The organism is Verrucomicrobiia bacterium, from assembly GCA_036405135.1.
Taxonomy (GTDB): domain Bacteria; phylum Verrucomicrobiota; class Verrucomicrobiia; order Limisphaerales; family JAEYXS01; genus JAEYXS01.
On record DASWYF010000048.1, the window covers coordinates 64,501 to 81,425 of the forward strand.

Annotated in this window: 17 protein-coding genes; 8 read left to right on the forward strand and 9 right to left on the reverse strand. The window is 56.1% G+C overall.

Annotated elements, in window-relative coordinates; all coding sequences use genetic code 11:
* Nucleotides 1–199: 199 nt before the first annotated feature.
* The 3 genes from VGH19_22130 to VGH19_22140 all read left to right on the forward strand — a co-directional run bounded on the left by VGH19_22130 (nt 200) and on the right by VGH19_22140 (nt 2,423).
* Nucleotides 200–577 carry a cupin gene (locus VGH19_22130; GenBank protein ID HEY1174079.1) on the forward strand — a complete coding sequence of 126 codons (378 nt, stop codon included), beginning with the start codon at nt 200–202 and terminating at the stop codon, nt 575–577.
* Between the two features lie 64 nt (nt 578–641).
* Nucleotides 642–1,952 carry a glycosyltransferase family 4 protein gene (locus VGH19_22135; GenBank protein HEY1174080.1) on the forward strand — a complete coding sequence of 437 codons (1,311 nt, stop codon included), beginning with the start codon at nt 642–644 and terminating at the stop codon, nt 1,950–1,952.
* A 12-nt stretch (nt 1,953–1,964) separates the two neighbouring features.
* Nucleotides 1,965–2,423, forward strand: a complete 459-nt coding sequence (locus VGH19_22140; GenBank protein HEY1174081.1) for a thioesterase family protein — start codon at nt 1,965–1,967, stop codon at nt 2,421–2,423.
* Nucleotides 2,424–2,481: 58 nt separating this feature from the next.
* On the opposite strand, the gene VGH19_22145 is transcribed toward VGH19_22140, so the two are convergent.
* The 4 genes from VGH19_22145 to VGH19_22160 form a co-directional block, all read right to left on the reverse strand.
* A complete protein-coding gene (locus tag VGH19_22145) occupies nt 2,482–3,558 on the reverse strand; it encodes a hypothetical protein (protein ID HEY1174082.1) in 1,077 nt (358 codons plus the stop codon).
* Between the two features lie 74 nt (nt 3,559–3,632).
* The gene (locus tag VGH19_22150) at nt 3,633–4,229 is read right to left on the reverse strand and encodes a xanthan lyase (GenBank protein ID HEY1174083.1); all 597 of its coding nucleotides are present in this window, start codon (nt 4,227–4,229) and stop codon (nt 3,633–3,635) included.
* A gap of 25 nt (nt 4,230–4,254) precedes the next feature.
* Nucleotides 4,255–5,001: a sigma-70 family RNA polymerase sigma factor gene (locus tag VGH19_22155; protein ID HEY1174084.1), complete on the reverse strand. Its 747-nt coding sequence runs from the start codon at nt 4,999–5,001 to the stop codon at nt 4,255–4,257.
* An 83-nt stretch (nt 5,002–5,084) separates the two neighbouring features.
* Nucleotides 5,085–6,143: a hypothetical protein gene (locus VGH19_22160; protein HEY1174085.1), complete on the reverse strand. Its 1,059-nt coding sequence runs from the start codon at nt 6,141–6,143 to the stop codon at nt 5,085–5,087.
* 145 nt (nt 6,144–6,288) lie between these two features.
* Here VGH19_22160 and icd point away from each other — a divergent pair, with 145 nt between their 5' ends.
* Complete coding sequence (gene icd, locus VGH19_22165; protein ID HEY1174086.1) at nt 6,289–7,644, forward strand: isocitrate dehydrogenase (NADP(+)); 1,356 nt, start codon at nt 6,289–6,291, stop codon at nt 7,642–7,644.
* Nucleotides 7,645–7,827: 183 nt separating this feature from the next.
* On the opposite strand, the gene can is transcribed toward icd, so the two are convergent.
* On the reverse strand, nt 7,828–8,505 hold the full coding sequence (can, locus tag VGH19_22170; GenBank protein HEY1174087.1) for a carbonate dehydratase: 678 nt from the start codon (nt 8,503–8,505) through the stop codon (nt 7,828–7,830).
* A 159-nt stretch (nt 8,506–8,664) separates the two neighbouring features.
* The gene (locus tag VGH19_22175; protein HEY1174088.1) at nt 8,665–9,453 is read right to left on the reverse strand and encodes a dienelactone hydrolase family protein; all 789 of its coding nucleotides are present in this window, start codon (nt 9,451–9,453) and stop codon (nt 8,665–8,667) included.
* Between the two features lie 79 nt (nt 9,454–9,532).
* Here VGH19_22175 and VGH19_22180 point away from each other — a divergent pair, with 79 nt between their 5' ends.
* Together VGH19_22180 and VGH19_22185 are read left to right on the forward strand one after the other, a co-directional pair.
* Nucleotides 9,533–9,793: an AbrB/MazE/SpoVT family DNA-binding domain-containing protein gene (locus VGH19_22180; protein HEY1174089.1), complete on the forward strand. Its 261-nt coding sequence runs from the start codon at nt 9,533–9,535 to the stop codon at nt 9,791–9,793.
* Nucleotides 9,790–10,203: a hypothetical protein gene (locus tag VGH19_22185; protein ID HEY1174090.1), complete on the forward strand. Its 414-nt coding sequence runs from the start codon at nt 9,790–9,792 to the stop codon at nt 10,201–10,203. Before VGH19_22180 ends, VGH19_22185 begins: the two co-directional genes overlap by 4 nt.
* Before the next feature lie 88 nt (nt 10,204–10,291).
* Here the strand turns inward: VGH19_22185 and VGH19_22190 are convergent, their stop codons facing one another.
* The 3 genes from VGH19_22190 to VGH19_22200 form a co-directional block, all read right to left on the reverse strand.
* Nucleotides 10,292–11,302 (reverse strand): alpha-E domain-containing protein, encoded by a 1,011-nt coding sequence (locus tag VGH19_22190; protein ID HEY1174091.1) that lies wholly within the window; start codon nt 11,300–11,302, stop codon nt 10,292–10,294.
* Between the two features lie 205 nt (nt 11,303–11,507).
* The gene (locus tag VGH19_22195; GenBank protein HEY1174092.1) at nt 11,508–12,953 is read right to left on the reverse strand and encodes a circularly permuted type 2 ATP-grasp protein; all 1,446 of its coding nucleotides are present in this window, start codon (nt 12,951–12,953) and stop codon (nt 11,508–11,510) included.
* Nucleotides 12,954–13,210: 257 nt separating this feature from the next.
* A complete protein-coding gene (locus VGH19_22200) occupies nt 13,211–14,200 on the reverse strand; it encodes a type II secretion system protein (protein HEY1174093.1) in 990 nt (329 codons plus the stop codon).
* Between the two features lie 787 nt (nt 14,201–14,987).
* Between VGH19_22200 and VGH19_22205 the strand changes: the two genes are divergently transcribed.
* Both VGH19_22205 and VGH19_22210 read left to right on the forward strand, forming a co-directional pair.
* Nucleotides 14,988–15,401: a VanZ family protein gene (locus VGH19_22205; GenBank protein ID HEY1174094.1), complete on the forward strand. Its 414-nt coding sequence runs from the start codon at nt 14,988–14,990 to the stop codon at nt 15,399–15,401.
* A 171-nt stretch (nt 15,402–15,572) separates the two neighbouring features.
* Entirely contained in the window at nt 15,573–16,700 is a 1,128-nt protein-coding gene (locus tag VGH19_22210) for a hypothetical protein (GenBank protein ID HEY1174095.1), read from the forward strand.
* Nucleotides 16,701–16,925 lie beyond the last annotated feature (225 nt).

Sequence of the window (16,925 nt, forward strand, 5' to 3'; positions counted from 1 at the left end):
GAGTTCCACTCGGGCTTTCAGGGCAACGAATTGAAGCGGAACTTTACTGTCGCAGATGTCTGTTGCCACAATCGAGAGAACCCCGATGCCCATGGCCAAATGCTGTAGTGAAAAACACTTTTTAGAAGGGTGAACACAATTCATCATTCTCGGCATAAACCGTTTGCGCTCCGCCTGTTCCTCCCGCATCTTCCTGCGCATGCCGACATTGATCGCCCACCCGGCCCGCATCAAAGCAGCGGGAAATCGCCCCAAGATCATCGAGGAATTTATCGGTAATGTGAATTCGCAGGAATCCCGTCTCAGCATCGCCCGCATGATGAGTCTCTCCGGCTGGACTGAGCCCGGCCAGACACCGGAGTTCGATGAATTCACCATCGTGCTGAAAGGCATGCTGCGCGTGCTGCACAAGGATGGATACATCGATGTCACCGCCGGACAGGCGGTTATCACCAAAGCGGGTGAATGGGTGCAATACAGCACGCCGGGAGCAGAGGGTGCGGAGTATATCGCTGTATGTCTGCCAGGCTTTACGCCGAATAGCGTCCACCGCGATCCGCCGGAAACGACCGCATAGGCAGTCTTCCTGCAAAGTGCATTCTGCCACTGGACACACGCCTCTCAGCGGATAAATTGGGCGCGTGAACATCGTGCAGATCACACCGGGTGCCGGTGGCATGTATTGCGGAAATTGTTTCCGCGATAACGCCATGGTGGCTGCCTGGCGGAAGCAGGGGCATAACACCCTGATGATCCCGCTCTATCTGCCGATGACGCTGGATGAGGAGGATCAGAGCAAAGGTGTGCCGACCTTCTTCAACGGCGTGAACGTCTATCTGGAGCAGCAATCCGCCTGGTATCGCAGTGCCCCGAAGTGGCTACACAAAATCCTCGCTTCGCCCATTCTTTTGAAGCTGGCTTCCGGCCGGGCGGCCAAGACGCAAGCGACGGATGTGGTGGACATCGCCATCTCCATGCTCAAGGGAGAAGAAGGCAATCAGGCGCGCGAACTGGAAGAACTTATCGCCTACCTAAAGCCACAGAACCACCCGGATGCCATCAGCCTTTCCAATGCTATGCTCATCGGCCTCGCGCGCCGTATGAAGCAAGAGCTTAAATCTTCGGTGGTCTGCATGTTGCAGGGCGAGGATGCGTTCATTGATTCCATGCCGGAAGAAGGCAGCAACGCCATGTGGCGATTGCTGGCGGAGCGCGCCAAGGAAGTGGACTTGTTCATCGCGCCGAGCCGTTATTTCGGCGAGCGAATGATGGCGAAGATGCAGATCCCGGCGAATAAATTGAAGGTCGTTTACAATGGCATCAACCTCGCAGGCTATCCGACGACTGTGCCGCCGATCAGCACAAATACGGCACCCGTCATCGGTTTTTTCGCCCGCATGTGCAAGGACAAGGGGCTGGATTCCGTGGTGGAGGCGTTTCTTTCGCTCAAGCAGCGCAATCGTGTTCCGGGATTGAAACTCAAAATCGGCGGTGGTTGTGGACCTTCTGATGAACCGTTCGTTGAACAATTGAAAATGCGGTTACAGCGGGCGGGTTTCATTGGTGATGTCTCGTTCCACCCAAATCTGAGCCGTGAGGAGAAACTGGAATTTTTCCAAGGGCTCAGCGTTTTCACCGTGCCTGCACTTTATGGTGAGGCATTCGGTCTGTATGTGATCGAGTCATTGGCTTCTGGTGTTCCTGTGGTGCAGCCTCGCGTGGCGTCTTTTCCAGAACTGGTCGAGACGACTGGCGGCGGTGCGCTGTATGAGCCGGGCAGTCCCGGTGCGCTGGCCAATGCACTGGAAGCGACGCTCATCGATACACGGCATCTGCGCACGATGGCCGAGACGGGGCATAGGATGGTGCATTCGCGCTTTAGTATCGAGTCCATGGCGGAGCATATGGCCAAGGCGTTTGCGGAGTTGAAGCAACCAACCGTTTCGCGCTAAGTTTATCTCACCATGCCATACGAATTCAAAGTCGTCCGCCGGGTGGAGTTCTCCGAGACGGACATGGCGGGGATCGTCCACTACTCGAATTTCTTCCGCTACATGGAGACGGCGGAGCACGCCTTCTTCCGCTCGCTGGGCTACTCCATTGTCACCAACCAGGTGACCCCGCACGTCGGCTGGCCGCGCGTGCATGCCTCGTGTGATTACAAGCAACCGTTACGTTTTGAGGATGAGGTGGAGATCCATCTGCTCGTGTGCGAGAAACGGAGCAAGGCGATCAGCTATTTATTTAGGTTCGTGAAATTGAATGGCGGGCATCCCGGCGAAGTCGCCCGCGGCAAACTGACCGTGGTGTGTGTCACGCGCGATGAACATGGCAAGATGGGTGCGACCAACATCCCTGAAGAGATCGCGAGCAAGATCGAAGTGGCACCGTCGGAGCTGTTGAACAAGCCCGTGCTAAACTAAAAAGCGTGAGGTGTTCATGGAACACACTCACGCTTCTAAAACTAATTTCTAGCCGCGATTACTTCTTCGCCTTCGGAGCGGCCGGAGTCATCTGGCAGCTCTGGTCATGCGGAACAGCTTCACCCACTTTATCCACCGGGTGCGTGTACAGATAACGCCACACAGGTTCGTGGATGTATTTGCCAGCAGCATCTTTCACCGCCGAACCGCCGGGTGTCACGGAGCCGTGAGCCTTGTCCGCATTGCCTTTCACGTCCGCAGCGGTGATGAGGCGGCGTGAATTACCATAAGGTGCAGCGACTTTATCGACATCCACAATCGGGCCGAACTTTTGCAGGCCGATGAGTTCCCACGAACGGCAGTAGTGATCACCCGTCCAGCCCCCATCCAGCACGTGGCTGAAACCGAAGTAACGGTTTTCCGGCGTGGCGGAGGGCAATCCTTGCCACGTCTCCAATTGGTCACGCGGTCCGCAGAGCATCACCACACGATCCACTTTCACCTGTTTGGCGAAACGGGCGGCAGACGTCGCTCCATGAGACGCACCGGAAATGATGACGCGATCCCAGCGCAAACCTTTCTTGTCATCGGTGAGGAAATATTCCCAGCCGCCTTGCGGATTCTGTTTCGTGAGCCAGGTCACAAATTGGAACGACCGCTCCATCATGCCGTCCGGTTTCGGGATGTCCACGAGCGGGCTGACGTTCTCACCGGTCAAGGCTTCGAGACGGATATGGCCTAGCAACTGGCCGTCATTGCCCGGAGACATGTTGCCGAATTTGCCGAACCAGCCATTCGCGTAATGCACCTGAATGGCATGCAGGCCGTAGCTGTTCAGGCGGTCGAAGAGCTGGCCGTTATGGCCCATGAGCCAGATGACGAGCTTGCCCTGCGGCTTCACGCGCGTATCCACCGAGGCCTTCTCGGTATCAGCCGGCTTGCCATCTTTCTCGAAAAGAAAGCTGATCTCGGGATGAGCCTTGGCACGAGGATCGATCTGGCTCGCGCGGGCGGTGAAGTCATAACGCTTCGGCGTGGGATCTTTGAAAGCAAGCGGAGCATCCGCAGCGGAAACGTGGCTGACGACAGCGCCAGCGAGAGCGAAACAAAACGCAGAGAGACGGGCGAATTTCATATGGGAGAATTGTTACTACATGCTTTACCGATGAACACTTGAAAATTGGACTAATCTAAACGGACAGGGCTTCATTATTCTTTCGGCAACCACTGGATCGCATCTGCGATCACATACTTTCCTTCCGTGCCTTCATTGGAGATGCGCACCCAGCCGTTGGTCCCGGCCTTGAAACGGAATGTGCCCAGCGTAGTGAAGAGCTTGTCATGTTCGGAAGGTGTTTGCTCATTCACGCGGATGAGCTTTTCGCCATCTGCGTGATGGATGGTCACGGGAGCATTTGTGGCGCGACGGATGTTGTAGCAATGCGCGAGGCGCACTTCGTAGAGGCCATCCTTGGCCAAGTTTGGCGTGAAGGTCACGGACTTCTCGCCTTTGCCGGTGTTTTGGTCATGCAGATAACCGAGACCTACGTAGGGCGGCGTGTGGGTGGAGTATTGCCATTTGCCGACAAGGGTAGCACTAGTGTCATCCACGACGATACCGGGCAAGGTGGCTGGATCGGCGACGATGAAAGGAACTAGCACGGGGTTATCGACTTCACCTGCGGCATGTGTGTTTGGAAGGGCGGCCGGATGCGGTTTGAGCTTGTTGACAGCGGGGGCAGCCAAGACCACCACGGGGATCAATGCGGTGATGAGGATGAAGCGCGTGGATAGTTTGTAGCGCATGGGTTTTGCGTAAATGAAAATGGCGTCAACTTAGTGCCGTGAACAGATGTCGTAATTCTTCTTCCACTTCCGCGGGGGAATCGACGGTTTCAGCGATCTCCGCGCGCAGCAATTCGCGATAGCGCTGGCGCAGGCGATGGACGGTCACCTTCACGTTGCTTTCGGTCATGCCCATTTGCGTGGCAAGCTCGGTGTAAGGCACGGAAGCGCGATCGCCGAGCAGGCAGACTTTCAAGGACTCGAACTGCTTTCCTTTTCCGGCAGCGATCTGCTCTTCCTGCAAGCGAAGCAGGACACGATCAAGCAAGAGCATCGCCCACCGGCGTTCATAGATCTTGTCTGCGGAGATGACATCGCGGGGTTCGAGGCTGTAGCGGGTCTCGGCATCATGCGCATCCAGATGGATGATCTCTTTGCCGCCACCACGCTTTTGGGCGCGAGCCTTATCCCATTCGTTCGCGAGAAAGTGTTTCAGTGAGGCGAGCAGGAAGGAGCGAAAGCGGCCTTTGTCCCGGTTCACCGCCGAGAGATAATTTTTCTCCAGCAAACGGGCGAAGAACTCTTGGGTGAGGTCTTGGGCATCATGGGCGTTGTGGCCTTGCCGCCGCACGTACGCGTAGAGCGGATACCAATAGGCCTGACACAATTGCGCGAGTGCCTCGCCTGAACGCGGCGATGCCGAACCTGCGGCCATGACGACGCTCCAGCGCGTAGTGGCGAACTCACGGGCGGCTCCGAGTACCGTCTCGGCTTTGTCATGCGTGCTGGTCATGGGTCCGTTAGTGATGCCGACGTGAGGTGCCTCTAACTGTATCAGATTGAAACAAGAGCCTCGTCACCTCGGCTGCTACGAATTTAGGGTGCAATCTTCAAAATCCGGTCATTGTAACTATCTGTGATATAAAGCTCCCCTGTCTTCGGATGAATCGTGACTCCGTGTGGTCGTGCCAGTTGCGCTTTCGTGGGATCACCACCGAGACCTGCGGCACCTTTCACACCGGTTCCCGCGATGCGCGTGATCTTCCCATCCTTTGGCTGATATCGCCGCACCAGATGACTCTCCGCATCCGCGATGATCACGCTATTGTCGCGGTCGATGCAGATATATTTCGGGCCGTTCATGGTGGCTTCGAGAGCGGGACCGCCATCGCCTGTGCCGCCTTTCTTGCCGCTGGCGTTCACCACGGTTTTGATCTTTCCGTCCTTATCCACCACGCGCAGGGCATTGCCGCCGCGTTCGAGGATATAGACATTACCGAGGCGATCGGCCGCTGCTGCACGGGGATCGACCAACGGGGCTTCCGTGGCCACCGCGCCATCCGCTGGCACGCCCTTCTGCCCATTACCCGCCACGACTTTGCTTTTGCCCGTCTTGAGATCGAGCGCATGTACCTGGCGCAAGTCCGCGATGTAGAGTTTCGTGCCGCTGAAGTCCAGACTGATGCAGTAAGGCCCGAGGCTCTTGGCCTTCTGGTTCGGCACGTTGAAGCCGTCGAGGCTGGAAACCTTGCTGGTCTTAATGTCCACTTTGCGGATGCGGCCGTTCCACGTATCACCGATGAGCACGTTGTCATCCGGCAGAACCATCAGATTATGCGGGCCATTGAACTGGGCATGAAGTGCCGGGCCACCATCACCGGAATCACCTGCCTTCAATTGCCCGGCCACGTGAGAGAGCACACCTTTGCCATCCACGCGGAGCAGGCGGTTTCCCGAGGCCATCTCCACGATGTACATATTACCCTTGCTATCGAACTCCGTGCCGAAAGGCTCTTTGAGCTTTGCTTCCAGCGCCGGGATGTTCACGGCGTCATTTGTGCCGCCAGCGACAAGGATGAGCCGCTCAGCTTGGACGGCCAAAGAAAAGACCGTCAGAAATCCGGCCAGCAGAAAACGTGTCAGAGTGGTGGTCATGCAGGGGATATTTAAACCCTCTGGCCTTGAGAATAAACAAGAAATCTGCCCTCTAAGCGTAAAGACTGTTCGCAATCCGCTTGCGGCAATCGCCCGGAGCCGTTAAACCGTCCTACGCATTTTTTAACGCTAACGAATCAAGCACATGGCCTACACGACCTGCACTGTCCCCGCTGGCGAGAAGATCTCCATCAGCAAGGGTGTCCTCCAAGTCCCCAACAACCCCATCATCCCGTTCATCCGCGGTGACGGCACGGGGCCGGATATTTGGGCCTCCAGCGTCCGCGTCTTTGATGCCGCGGTGGAAAAAGCCTACGGCGGCCAGAAGAAGATCTCCTGGATGGAAGTATCCGCCGGGGAAGCCTCGTTCAAGCAATACAACAACTGGTTGCCGGATGACACCGTGGAAGCCTTCAAGGAATTCCTCGTCGGCATCAAGGGACCGCTCACTACGCCTGTCGGTGGTGGTATCCGTTCTTTGAACGTCGCGCTGCGCCAGATGCTGGACCTCTACGTCTGCCTGCGCCCCGTGCAATATTTCACCGGCGTTCCCAGCCCGGTGAAGGCTCCGGAAAAGGTGGACATGGTCATCTTCCGCGAGAATACCGAAGACATCTACGCCGGTATCGAATTCAAAGGTGGCACGCCGGAAGCGGCGAAGGTGCTCGATTTCCTCGCCAAGGAATTCCCGAAAGATTTCGCCAAGATCCGTTTCGGCACGCAGGAGAAGATCGCTGAATACATGGCGCAAGCCTCCGGCGGTCACGGCGCTCCGCCGGTCGAAGTCGGTCTTGGCATCAAGCCGGTGTCCGCCGTCGGCACGATCCGCCTCATGAAGTCCGCTGTGGAATACGCGATCAAGAACAAGCGCAAGAGCGTCACGATCGTCCATAAGGGCAACATCATGAAGTTCACGGAAGGTGCCTTCCGCGATTGGGCTTATGGTGCCTCCAAGCGCATCTTCGGAGACAAGGTCTATACGTGGGCCCAGTGGGAAGCCACGAAGAAGGAAAAGGGCGAAGAAGCCGCGAACGCCGAACAGAAGGCCGCGCTCGCCGGTGGGGCCATCCTCATCAAGGACGCCATTGCGGACATCGCCCTGCAACAGGTGCTCACGCGCCCGGAAGACTTCGACGTCATCGCCACATTGAACTTGAACGGTGACTACCTCTCCGACGCTCTTGCTGCGCAAGTCGGTGGCATCGGCATCGCTCCTGGTGGTAACATCAACTACGTCAGCGGCCACGCCATCTTCGAAGCCACGCACGGCACCGCGCCGAAGTATGCGGGCAAAGACATGGTGAACCCTGGCTCCGTCGTCCTCTCCGGCGAAATGATGCTCCGCTATATGGGTTGGACCGAAGCGGCCGATCTCATCCTCAAGGGCCTGAACGGCGCCATCGCCAGCAAGCGCGTGACGTATGACTTCGCGCGCCTCATGGAAGGCGGCACGCAGATCAAGTGCTCCGAGTTCGGTGATAACATCATCAAGCACATGTAAGCACGGGTGATCGAAGTTTAAGCTAGTGACAAGCGGCTCAGAGAAATCTGAGCCGCTTGTTTATGCTGTGATTTCTCCGCTTTGAAGCAGAATGGTTACACCATTGAGATCATTACACAACACGAGACGTTTTGCTGTGCAGGACTTCTCCAAGCCAGGAGTTTGGGCCGCCAGAAACCGCTTCTACGCATTTGGTTTGGTTCCGGCCTGCGCTTCGCGCCGCACATGTTCCACCGCCGCCTTGTAGCCCGGCTCCAACTCATCCAGACTGCTGATGCTCATCTCCAGATCGCGCACCAAGCCGTCCTTCAAACTGTAGATCCAGCCGTGTACGGTCAGTTCCTGTCCGCGCGCCCAAGCGTCTTGAACGATGGTCGTGCGACAGACATGGCAGGCTTGCTCGATGGCGTTCAACTCACACAGACGTTCCGCGCGAGCTTGCGGATCGGCCACCGTATCGAGCAATGCCTGATGACGATCCCGCACGTCTTGCAAATGACGCAGCCAGTTATCGATGAGGCCGAAACGCATGTTGGTCATGGCCGCCCAAACACCGCCACAGCCGTGATGACCGCACACGATGATGTGCTTAACCTTCAGCACATCGATGGCGTATTGCATCACTGAAACGCAGTTAAGGTCCGTGGTGATGACGAGGTTGGCGACGTTGCGATGGACGAATACCTCGCCCGGCAGCAGGCCCACGATCTGATTGGCCGGCACGCGGCTGTCCGAGCAACCGATCCAAAGATATTGTGGGGATTGCTGGGTCGCGAGACGGGTGAAGAAATCTGGGTCTTTGTCCCGTACCCCTTCCGCCCAGTTGCGGTTACTGGCGAGTAATTCGTCTAGTCGGCGCATGTTCTCCCGATTCTAGCGAAACCTCACGATTTGCAAACCCCGAAAATCAAACCCGCCTGGAACTGATCGTGCCGAAAAAAGCTAACGGCGGCTTGAAAAGCCGCCGTTACGAATGCCTCGTGTCATCAGGACACGGGAAAATATCAGTGTTCTTTTCCGTTACTTCCCAAAAATCTCCGCAAAGAACGCCTTCATCGCCTCCCAGGAACGCTTGTCAGCCTTCTCGTTGTAAGCCGCTCCCTTGGAGTTGTCACTGCCCGCATCCCAGTGCGTGAAGCTGTGTACGGCGTTGCCGTAAGAGACGAGTTGCCAGTCAATCTTCGCATCGCGCATCTCTTTCTCGAAACCGGCGACCTCGGCGGGAGGAACATGCGGGTCATCGGCGCCATGGAGGGCGAGGACTTTGCCGCGGATCTTGCGCGCATCATCCGGCGTGGGCGTGCTCAGGCCGCCGTGGAAGCTCACCACACCATTCACCGTGGCGCCGTTACGAGCAAGCTCCAGCACCGTCGTACCGCCGAAGCAATAGCCGATCGCTGCTACCTTGTTCGCATCGGTGAACTCGCTCTTGTTCAGCACGGAGAGGCCGGCATCCACGCGCTTGCGCAGCAGTGCGCGATCACTCTTGTATTTGCCCGCCATGGCACCCGCATCTTTCGGATCGCTCGGGCGGATGCCCTTGCCATAGATATCCACGCAGAAAACATTGTAGCCGAGCTGCGCCAGCATCTCCGCGCGTTTCTTCTCATAATCGCCCAGGCCCTTCCACTGATGCACCACCAGCACACCGGGGCGCTTGCCCTTCACGGCATCGTCATAAACGTGCCAGCCTTCGAGGGTGGTGCTGCCTTCCTTATATTCCACGGCCTTCGCCTGAATGGCGGCGGATGCGCTCCAGCTAACGGCCAAGAGAGACGAAAATGCTACGAGAAGTGTGTTGATCTTCATGGGAACCACAATACTCCAAGACCGGTATGGGTCAATGGAAGGCATTGACGCAAATCCCAGTGCGTGAGAGTTTTATTTCATGAGTGCAACCGCTGTGCGGGAAAAAAGGGAGACGACGATTCCGGCTGATGTCGCCGAAGCGGCTGGCATCCATCCTGGTGACCAAGTGGACTGGCGCTTTGAAGGCGGAGAGATTCGCGTCCGTAAAATCGTGATGGAACAGCCCGAAACTTTGGGCATGACAGACATTGATCCGGTCACGCTGCTTCCCAAGGCAGGAACCATCACCCGTGAGAGTATAGTGGCCGCTATTCGTGCTGACCGGAATGGTAAATCATGAAGATATATTGGGATTCCTCAGCATTGATCTGGTTTTACTCCCGTAAGCGGCTGGTTGAAATCAAAGGCGTCACACGCACGCACACCTTGGCAGAAGTTTTCTCCGCACTCACTGGTCGCGGTATCATGCTACAGATGGATGACGGCACCCAGCGCCCACGGAAATATTCTCCTGAAATTGCAACTGCGGTAGTGGAACAGATGTATCAACGACTCGAGTTTGTGGACATCTCCGCAGCGGAAACTATAAAATCATTTTCTCTTACCCACACTCAAGGCGTACAAGGCGGACGCATCCATGATTACCTCCATGTAAAAGCTGCGGAGATGGCAAGAGCTGATGAGCTATGGACTGCCGATGAGAACGATTTAAGCGGCCTTGGGAAGGTAACCGTCCGCATTTTGACCTAACTCGTCTGTAGAAAGTAACGCTCCAAAGCCACGCCGATTCAGAGATCGGCGCTCCACCGTCCTTCGCCCCGCTCACCTCGCCTTTGAACTATTGCACCTGCACTTGTTGCTGCTGCACCGGCTCAGGCGAGATGATGATCTCCGGCTCCGGATGATAGATGTAGGTGGAGTAAAACTCCGCGCTGATCTGGTTGAAGCGGATCTGCAGATCATCCATCGCCTTGTGCAGGCCCTTGCTGTATATCTCGTCGATGCGGCTGAAGGTGAGCTCGGAAAGGAAACGTCCGCTCAATTGCTCCGCGCGATTCGAGAAACGTCCCGGGGCCACGCCCGAGATACGGCGCAGCGAATCATCCGCATGTCGCATGCAGAAAAGCACCGAGCGCGGCAGATCCGCATTCAACAGGAGCAGTTCGGCGACCTTCACCGGTTGCACGCCTGCGCCATAGATGCGCTGATACGTTTGTCGAGCGCTGCACATACGCAAAACCGAGAGCCATTGCAACAGGCTGTCACCGGTATTCTTGCCGCATTGTTTCATCAGATGGAATTCGGCGTCGAGTATACGCGTGGTCTTGTCCGCGCGTTCCAGGTGCTTGCCCATCTGAATGAAATCCCACGCTTCACCGTGCAGCATCGTCGTGTTCGTGATGCCGCCGAAGAGTTGCATCGTCTGGATGATGCGTTGGAAGAAATCGTACTGATTGCGCTCGAAGGCCTGGCGTGCGCTCTTGCTCGTGAGCCAGAGATACGTGCGGTTCAGTTCCTCCCACATCTCCGTGGTGATCTGTTCGCGGATGGTGCGCGCGTTCTCGCGTGCTTCGCAGAGACTGCCCACGACGGAGTTCGTGTGGCTGCGATCGAACACGATGAAATCGATCACATCCTGCACTTCGGCATTCGCGTGTTTCTTGCGGAACTCCGCTTCATCACCAAAGCACGCGACGATGGGCAGCCAGTTCTTCGACATCAGCGCGGCCTGTTGCGCGGGCGCATCCAGCATCAGTTGCAGGTTGATGTCCACGAGGCGCGCGACGTTTTCGGCGCGTTCCACGTAGCGACCCATCCAGTAAAGACCATCGGCAACTCGGCTTAACATACGCGAAAATTAGGCTTTTCTGCTTTCTTCCTTCGCCCCTCGGAGGGGAGAAGGATTGAGGATGAGGGGTGCCCTCTCTCAAAAACGGTATTAACAATCCGAACCCGGCACCCCTCACCCCGGCCCTCTCCCCTCCGAGGGGCGAGGGTGGTTTGGGCTCTGAACCTTTCCCACACGTTATGCCGTTCGATGCTCATGGCACGTTCTACTCGTCTCCATCCAGCACCCACGTGTCTTTGCTACCGCCGCCCTGTGAAGAGTTCACCACCAGCGAACCCTTCTTCAACGCCACGCGCGTCAATCCGCCCGGGATGATGCTCACCTTCTCACCGTAGAGCACATACGGACGCAGATCGATGTGACGGCCCTCGAAGTTTCCATCCACCCAGCATGGGCTGCGCGAGAGGCCGAGTGTCGGCTGCGCGATGTAATTGCGCGGATCGGCCTTCACCAGCTTGCGGAATTTCTCGATCGTCTTCGTATCAGAATGCGGACCCACCATCATGCCGTAACCGCCCGCTTCATTCGCGGCCTTCACCACGAGCTTCGGGAGATTATCCATGATGTACTTCATGTCCTCCGGTTCGCTCGCGAGATACGTCGGCACGTTCGGCAGGATCGGATCTTGGTCGAGGTAATACTTGATCATGCGCGGCACGAAGTAATACATCACCTTGTCATCCGCCACGCCCGTGCCGATGGCATTCGCCAACGAAACATTGCCCGCACGATAAGCTCCCACGATGCCCGGCACACCCAGCATGGAATCGCGACGGAACACTTGTGGATCGAGGAAATCATCATCAATACGGCGATAGATCACATCCACCGCTTGCAGACCTTTCGTCGTGCGCATGAAGACGTGATTATCGCGAACGACGAGGTCGCGGCCTTCCACGATTTCCACGCCCATCTGCCGCGCGAGGAATGAGTGCTCGAAATACGCGCTGTTGTAGATACCTGGTGTGAGCACGGCCACCGTGGGATTCGGCTTCCCGTGCGGCGCGATGTATTGCAGCAGCTTGAGCAACTCTTCCGTGTATTGCTCCACGGGTCGCACGCTGTACGTCTCGAAAAGATTCGGGAACACGCGCTTGAGCGTCTGGCGATTCTCCAAGACGTAGGAGACACCGCTCGGGCAACGGCCGTTATCTTCCAGCACCAGGTATTGGCCGGAATCATCACGCACCAAGTCCGTACCGCAGATGTGGATGTAGATATTGCGCGGCACATCGAAGCCCATCAGCTCTGGGCGGAAGTGCTTCGCGTTCTCCACGAAATGCCGCGGGATCACGCCATCCTTCAGGATCATCTGGCCGTGATAGATATCATGCAGGAACAGGTTCAGCGCGGTGATGCGTTGCACGAGGCCCAGCTCGATGCGTTCCCATTCCTTGCCCGGGATGATGCGCGGCACGAGATCGAAGGGGAAGATGCGCTCCGTGCCCTGATTGTCACTGTAAACGGTGAAGGTGATGCCTTGGTTCAGGAAGGAGAGATCGGCCATCTGGCGGCGCTGCTCCATATCCTCGTTGGTGAGCTTCTGGAACCGCTCCTGCAACCGGCGGTAATGCGGGCGCACGCGATGCGGCGCGGAGAACATTTCATCGAAGAACCCGTCGAGCTGGTATTGGCCAAAGGAAAGCTTCATGCGCGTGGCGTCTCAAGCGGCTGCACAACAGACTGTATTGGCGATATGCTGCCGAACACGTCGCTACCCTAACGGTTTGCCACGGAACGTCAAAGGCAGTTTCAGCCATTTAAGGCATGAATGATATTCATTGAAATGCGTCCATGGATGAACATCGGGCCATCTAAAATTCTGTACGTGCCAAGCTCAAAGAAAAAAGCGGCGAGCCGGTAAGCTCGCCGCTTTGAGATTCCTGCCCAAGCGAATAGTCTGCGAAATCAATCCTTCGGATTGATTGTCCATTCTCCCGTGCTCAATGCTGTATTGATATTTGTGTTCCCCAATGTGGCTGTCTTGTCTTTGATCTCAGCGTGACCATCCAGGTACAGGTAGTTGAACATTCCGTTGCCATGATGAGTACCATCTGCGTAGCCCTGAGAGTATTGGAGATGACCACCATCGGCTGTGGGTTGACGTGGCCAATCGATGATAGAGTGACCGGTGTTTCCCAACAGGTTATCGATGGTCAATTTTTCCGTGAGCATCATCGTTGCGGTCTTGTCCTGGATTAATTGGTCATAGATGGCGGCTTGACGGCGGGCATAGAGTCTCGGATCGCCAGTTGTTGAGGCCCGGTCGCCGTCCGCCGTGTTCCAAGCACTGGCGTGCTGTTCGCCGGAAGTCCACCAAAGACCAATGCCAGAGTTGCTGTAGGGATTTGGCGGCCAGTGATTTCCACGACCACCATGATTGTGGTCCATGCTATGAGATGGCATAGAATAGCTTCGTTTATTTCCGCCATAGCGCTGGGTGGTCGGATCTTGCAAATTACCGGGCCAGTCGATTTTATCGGCCGGACATACAAACTGTTTGAGAATAGGTTTTGAAACCGGCGGTGAGGCCTGTTTATCCCAAGCTATTCGCCAATTGGTTTGTCCATCGCCAATGGTATAGGGAGCACCCAAATACCCCATGATCAGATCATCCCATGAGTAGTGTTGAGCGGCAGCCGCAGCTACCGATTGCAGCGTGCCGTAGGGAAGCTTTTGCTTGTTGTCACCCGAGTACATCATCATGCCCACGCCCTGTTGTTTCAGGTTGGTCAGACAATTGTTGGCAATCGCGCGTTGCTTGGCCTTGGCCAAGGCAGGCAAAAGCATGCCGGCCAGAATGGCGATAATGGCAATGACCACCAACAGTTCAATCAATGTGAAAGCCGCTTTAAAGCGAGGCTCGGTCAACACAGGTAAAGGATATGATCTTTTCATAGGTTGGATGGTTATTGATCTACGAGGGAGACTTTCCATTTGGCGGAATCGTATGCCCATTTTTTCCCGGCAGGCGGAGTGGGGATTCTCCGTAAAAATCCTTTGGTCACCAAGACATCAAGGCTGGGAATAGCCGGCGCACCCAACCCGTCGACCCCTACGGCGTAGGCATCAACCACCGCTTGCAACGCCTCCAAGTCCGTTTTCGTTGTCCCGGTGGCCGCGTCAACCTTTATGGACTCAAAAGGATCTGGTGCTGTTGTCGGAGGTGCTGTCGCCACAGGAGGCGCGGAGACTGTCGGTGTCGGAGTCAGAGGTGCCGTAGCTTCTATTGCCGGCCCCGGAGCTGGAGAGGGAGCTGCTGGGGGCATGGCTTCCTCCCCCCCGCCTCCGCAGCCCATCAAAAACAAGAAACTCGCCATTGAAAGTAATAGAAAAAACGGCCTCATCATAGGATAGAAAAAGTTCTTTGGGCGACGCTTCAATCATTGGATTAACTTTGCTTAAATGACCATAGGCACTTTGGGTGGTTTTTGCTAAGGGTTAGGTGTATTTTTAGCCATGAACCACGGTAGCATAATACATATTCATTGGAGATTTGGCCGCCACTGAAACACCGGCTTCCCCTATTAGTTTCTCTACCTGGGGCAGTTTTAAGAAAAAACGGGACTTTTTATTCCGCAATACGACCGGCCCAATCTCATCTCCCCATGGTTGCCTCGCCTTCAATCTCCTCTTAAAATTCTGGCCGATGATGTTACTGCGCTGGATTCCTCCTGCACTTTGGATGACCCTGATTTTCCTCGTCTCCACGGGTGCTGGGTCTGCGAAGAACACTTCCCGTATCATCGGCCCGCTGTTGCGCTGGTTTTTCGGCAACATAAGTGATGAGACGGTGTGGGGCATACAATTTTATATCCGCAAGACTGGGCACGCCGTGGGCTACGCCATCCTGGCCATCCTCTGTTGGCGGGCATTGGGACCGCAGCCAGTCCGCTGGATACGGGAACACTGGCACACGCGCACCGCATTCATCGCGTGGCTGATCGCCAGCCTCTATGCCATCACGGATGAAGTCCACCAATCCTTCATCCCTTCGCGCCAAGGTTCCGCGTGGGATGTGTTGCTGGATTCCTTTGGCGCATGGCTGGGAATGATGCTGGTGCGGGCGATCTGCCTGCGCAAGCAGAAGAGTTCCTAGCTGTGGGTTTCCAGTTGAGCCGCCAGAAACACTCCCCGCCGATTTTGGCAGGGATTTATGAATCGATTGGAGACGAAAAACGCGTGAAGGACGGACTCGCGAAAAAGCTGGCAAAAAAGGGTGATAAATTGGGCGTTTCCTTTGTTACGGTTTTGTGTCATCGTCTCTGGCATGAGTTCCCTCAATCCGTTTTCCGGCGAGCCGGAGGATCCTTTCTATGAACTGGACACGGTGGAGAATGCGCCCCGTGCGACGGTCATGGAATTGCTCCAGCGGCGGAATGTATCGGTAGCGCATCCGGATGAGCTGACGGAGAATTCCCTGACGGCAAAACTGTGGGAGATCATCTATGCGCTGGCGGCGAACCGCATCTTTTTCCACAGCAGCGATCATCTGAGCGATCGGGAATTTTATGCAGTTTTGCTGGAGAAGGTGCTGCCGGAGGTGACGAGCGATCTCTCGCATCATTACGGCACGAACTGTCATTTCGATCTGCTGGAGTTCGCAGGTGAGAAGCAGAATTATCTGTACCTTAAATATTACGCAGACCAGGCGGACAAGGCATTGTGGCAGCGCGGAACGGATGTGCAGGACATGCCGGAGCATGCGGATCTGCCGTATGCCCGGGACCGGTATCTGCCGCAGCCGTGCCCGCCGAATCCGCACTCGGGCCGCGTGAAGGCGGACTTCGATTTCTCGGAAGAAAAGATCGTGCTGCTCGGTGGCGCGGATGAAGAGGAAGATCCGCTGGGCCTGAACGACGTGGAGCAGGAGATACGCATCCATCGGCTGGAACAGGAGATCGAGGACATCACGGGACAGAAATTCACGAGCCTGAAATCACCGAACTGTCCGCCGGATTTGGAAGAGGCGTTTCTGGAAAACGTTAAACGCGTGGAGTCTGAGGGTTGGATCAAGCCGTTCGATAAGTTGGTGGCCAAGGGATTTAAACTGCCGGAGGCGGAGACGATGGATGACGCGACGCTCACGGCGAAGTTAAGCGAGTTGATCCAAGCGCTCGGCAAGCGCGGGTTCTTTCTGCATAACACGAATCACCTGAGCGATCGCGAGCTCTACACGTATCTCTGGGAAGATGGATTGCGCGAGGAGATCATCCCAGGTGGCGCGTGGCATCTGGATGTGGTGGGCAGCGGGAGCGAGGAAGATGTGCAGATGTGGCTTCGATATTATGCAAGCGAAGAGGAACGCAGCAAATGGGCGCAGGAATGGCCGAAAGATACGATTCCCGTGCGCGAGGTGCCAAAGCATGACCGGGATGGGAAGCTGCCGAGGGGGTAAATCACCAGGAGCCTGTCATGAACAAATCTGAAGGAAGGCTGTAGAAATTGCTGATTGATGGCACGTGATGACAGCGCCGGGACGGCTACTTGTCTTTCCCCGATTTCTGACATAGTCGCGAGTGTATTCGTGGGTGCTATATCCCCGAACTTCTATCCTCTAAAGCCCATAACTGGCTCTCGAGACGGTTAGAGCGGTTTAACAAATCCTGTAGCCTGGTGGCTG